The organism is Moorena sp. SIO4G3, from assembly GCF_010692305.1.
GTDB lineage: Bacteria > Cyanobacteriota > Cyanobacteriia > Cyanobacteriales > Coleofasciculaceae > Moorena > Moorena producens_A.
The window spans coordinates 1-3,146 of sequence record NZ_JAAHIG010000612.1; the positions used below are offsets into that span (position 1 = coordinate 1).

Annotated in this window: 2 protein-coding genes and 1 pseudogene; 1 reads left to right on the plus strand and 2 read right to left on the minus strand. The window is 43.1% G+C overall.

Annotation, left to right across the window (positions count from 1 at the left end; translation table 11 throughout):
* Positions 1 to 27: 27 nt before the first annotated feature.
* A pseudogene (locus tag F6J99_RS43620) lies at positions 28 to 792 on the minus strand (reverse transcriptase N-terminal domain-containing protein); the annotation flags it as partial.
* Between the two features lie 570 nt (positions 793 to 1,362).
* Positions 1,363 to 2,532 carry a transposase gene (locus tag F6J99_RS43625; protein ID WP_293123342.1) on the minus strand — a complete coding sequence of 390 codons (1,170 nt, stop codon included), beginning with the start codon at positions 2,530 to 2,532 and terminating at the stop codon, positions 1,363 to 1,365.
* Between the two features lie 146 nt (positions 2,533 to 2,678).
* On the opposite strand from F6J99_RS43625, the gene F6J99_RS43630 reads away from it, so the two are divergent.
* The gene (locus F6J99_RS43630; RefSeq protein ID WP_293123345.1) at positions 2,679 to 2,981 is read left to right on the plus strand and encodes a hypothetical protein; all 303 of its coding nucleotides are present in this window, start codon (positions 2,679 to 2,681) and stop codon (positions 2,979 to 2,981) included.
* Positions 2,982 to 3,146 lie beyond the last annotated feature (165 nt).

Here is a 3,146-nt window from a genome sequence, read left to right on the forward strand (position 1 = left end):
AACATAGGCCCAAGCTCATCAAAGATATTTATTAATTCGTTCTTCCATTCCGTGGAGGGCTATGTTCGCCAGAAGTGGTGATATTATTCCACCTTGGGGGGTACCCTCATTTGTAGGGGAGAATGTTCCATCATCCATTACTCCTGCTTTCAACCATCCTTTGATTAATCGCTTCATGGATGGGTAGGTATTTAGTTTTGTGAGAAGTGCATCATGGTTGATTCTGTCGAAACATTTAGAGATATCTGCGTCCAATACCCATTTGGGCATTTGGGCGATATTAGTGAATATTGCTTCGATAGCATCGTGACATGACCTTCCTGGTCTGAATCCGTATGAGTTTGGTTCAAAGCGTGCTTCCCATTCAGGTTCTAAGGATTGTTTGGCAAGTGCTTGAAGTGCTCGGTCGTATATGGTTGGTATCCCCAAAGGACGCTTTTCCTTACGACCTGGTTTTTCAATCCAGACTCTGAGGGTTGGTTGAGGTTTTTTGTAAATTTTAAGGCTGGCTACTAAGATTAGGCGCTGCTTATCTTTCAAAGCTTTTCTCCCATCTATTCCGGCAGTCCTTTTGCCCTTGTTTTGTTGGGTTACCTTCCTTACCGCTAGCATTTTTCCTGACCAGGACTTCATCAGAGTCTTCTGCAACTTTCTTACCACGCGAACATCACCACGGCTCGAGGCTCGATATATCCGTTTTTGCAACTTGAATACAGTTCTTTCTAGCTTTCGCCAATCGACCTGATTCCATTCCGACTGTGGGGCGAACCCCCGAGTTTTAGACTTTTTCATTGCTACTCATAGCTATATCTTTTCCTGTCACGTGAGTCTGTCAGCGTATCCTGGATATTACTCTAGGCATTGGCTTCTGACTCAATCTCTTTCCCTTAGGCCATGCGGCTAACTACCTACTCAGAGACCGACCTCTCTGAGAGCACCTATGGGAGTTACTTCGTTCCTGATAACCATTCTTTTGAACTTTTAGAGTGATACTTTCCACCGGGAATTTAGGGAAATCATTATAAGAAAAGCTAATCTTATAATCCTGTGTGTTCCTTTGACTATTTGTCTGTAGCGTATCAGCCTTGTTTCGCTACGTCCGCATTACGATGGTTCAGCGTATCTTCCTTTTGGTACTCATGAGTTCTTTGCCTGCTACTAACACCATCTTGGGCTAACAGTGCTTCGCTGTTCGACCCCGCTTTATCCTAGAGTTCGTTACTTCTCAGTGGATAGGGGTAGGGCTGTCACTCGGATTTCACGAGGGTTGGTATTTCACCAACATGGTTATCAAGTTATCAAGGTTCTGACCTTGTGGTTAGTCCCCCAAATCCTTTATGGATGAGGTTTATAACCAACGAATCACACAGCTTTATTGCTGACGGGATGCCCCACCGCCAAATTTAGGATATTTTTAGCCGCATTAACATCTCTGTCCGCTGTATACCCACAGTTAGGACAGGAATGAATGCGGTCTTTTAGTTTTTTTGGTACTTTCTTTCCGCAATTAGAACAGTTCTGGCTAGTGTTCTTAGGATTAACTGCTACCGTTAACAGCCCAGCATTTAAGGCTTTGACTGATAATATCGATAAGAATTGCCCCCATCCAGCGTCAAGAAGTGATTTAGCCATCCTAGTCCTAGCTAGACCTTTGATGTTTAACTTCTCATGAGCAACTAGGTCGTGATTGTCTAACAGATTTTTCGCTGTCTTAAAATGAAAATCTTTCCTGGTATCTGCTACTTTTTTGTGAGCTTTACCCAGCTTAACTACAGCTTTTTTTCTGTTGGCACTCCCTTTTTTGGATCGGCTAACAGCTTTCTGGATTTTTTTGAGCCGTTTTTGGGCTTTCCGGTAATACTGAGGAATCTCCACCTCTGAAGCATCAGACTTGATCAAAAATGACTTCAAGCCCATGTCAATACCCACAGGATTAGACACTTCATATACTGGAATAGTCTGGGGAACAGTGTCATCCTGAATGGACAAGGTCACATAGTAACCGTCAGCCTTCTTAGTGATAGTAGCGGTCTTTATTTTAAAACCTTCAGGGATTGACCTGTGGTAAATCATTTTAACCCATCCAAATTTAGGCAACTTCAAAAGGCTGCCTTTTATAGGGTCTTTACCTAGAGACGGGAAAGTTAGGGAACGATACCGCCCTTTACCTTTAAACCGAGGTCTACCACTTTTTTTCCCCTTAAAATCCCCTTTTAGGTACTTCTTAAAAGCTAGAGCTACTCGCTTAACACAATCCTGTAGTACATGAGCGTGGATATCGGCGTACCACGGTCTATCCTTTTTTAATTTAGGTAGAGTTCGCTTCTGAGAAAAATAATTTGGATTATCTCTTAGATCTGGTAAATGACAAACAAGTGGACAGGCATTAATAGAGCAGCGATTTTCCTCATACCATCTAAAGCGATCGGCTAACAAGTAATTGTATTGGAATCTCAGCATTTCCAGCCATCGATCCATCTCAATAGCTTGCTTTTTTGTCAATCTTAACCGGTACTGGTATGCTGCTCTCATAACAATTGTTTCACTGTTTATCGACCTGTTACTATCTTACTATACAGCTAGTAAAATGGCAAGTCATAATTAAAACAATAAAGATGACAATTTGGTTAACCGAATATTAAAAAAAAAAGCTAGAGCAAGAAGCTGAGCGAATAGGAATGAACCAATCAGAATTACTTAGAAGCTTGATAGCTCGCTTCCCTGAACGCGCCCCGCGTCGGCTTTGCCGAATCCAAAGTGTTCCTGATTGGTGCCAAGCGTTTCACTACATCACCGGGCTATCCTTCCTAGAGACGAAACCAATTGATAGTGGAGCCTTTATGGTTGGTCGGTTATGCATAAAAGAGGTGCGACCCGTGGCGAATTTAATTCGCCTAGCGATGCAGCGCGGTCTTGGGGGTTCCCCCCATGAGCGACTGCATCAAGACAAGGAAAGCGCACCTTTGGTTAAAACTTTATGATTAGCGATGCAGCGCGGTCTTGGGGAGGCAGTGCGGTCTTGGGGGTTCCCCCCGGAGACGAAACCTGTTTATTGTGGAGCCTTTATAGTTAGCAGGTTATGCAGAAAAGGGTTAAATATTTGTTAATAAGGCTCCACTATCTTACGGTAACTTCAAACCATGAGC